The organism is Achromobacter sp. GbtcB20, from assembly GCF_019091095.1.
In the GTDB taxonomy this organism is placed as follows: Bacteria; Pseudomonadota; Gammaproteobacteria; order Burkholderiales; family Burkholderiaceae_B; genus Achromobacter; species Achromobacter mucicolens.
This window is the reverse complement of sequence record NZ_JAGXJZ010000197.1, coordinates 1-525: the sequence shown is the minus strand read 5'-3', so window position 1 is coordinate 525 and position 525 is coordinate 1. Positions and strand designations below refer to the sequence as shown.

Genomic DNA, 525 nt, shown 5'->3' with positions numbered 1-525 from the left:
CGCGGTGGAATGCGGCGTCGACCGGCTCGGCCTGAGCGAAGCGCTCGGCAGCGCGCGCCATACGAACGAGGTGCTGGACGACCAGAAGCTGGCCCATTCACTCGGTGTGGCCGGGGTGCCGATCATGGTCTTCCGCCCGGCCGGCGCCGGCTGGGACCGGGCGCTGGCGGTGCGCGGCGCGGTGCCCTACGAAACGATGGAAGCGGCGCTGCGCCAGGTGCTCGAAGGCGCAGGCCGCTAAGAAGCTGTCCCGGTACGGTATTCCAGCCGCCCGTCGCGCAGCTTCAACCTGCGCACACCCGGCAAGCCGATCAGATCGCGGTCGTGGCAGGCCATGACCACGGTGCTGCCCTGCTCCAGCAAGGTCGGGATCAGGGCGATCACCTGCTCGCGCGCGTTGCCGTCCAGGTTCGCGGTCGGCTCGTCCAGCAGCAGCAGGCGCGGCTTCAACACGCGCGCCCGCGCCAGCGCCACGCGCTGCTTCTCGCCGCCGGACAGGCGCGCCGGATCGGTACCTTGCAGGTA

General features: G+C 71.2%; 2 protein-coding genes. One reads left to right on the top strand and one right to left on the bottom strand.

What is annotated here, in order from left to right:
* The coding region (locus KVT32_RS28550) for a DsbA family protein (RefSeq protein ID WP_217619256.1) at window positions 1-241 on the top strand (241 nt) is incomplete at its 5' end.
* Here KVT32_RS28550 and KVT32_RS28545 read toward each other — a convergent pair.
* Window positions 238-525, bottom strand: a 288-nt coding sequence (locus KVT32_RS28545) for an ATP-binding cassette domain-containing protein (protein WP_217619255.1), incomplete at its 5' end; no start/stop codon positions are given. The genes KVT32_RS28550 and KVT32_RS28545 overlap by 4 nt on opposite strands.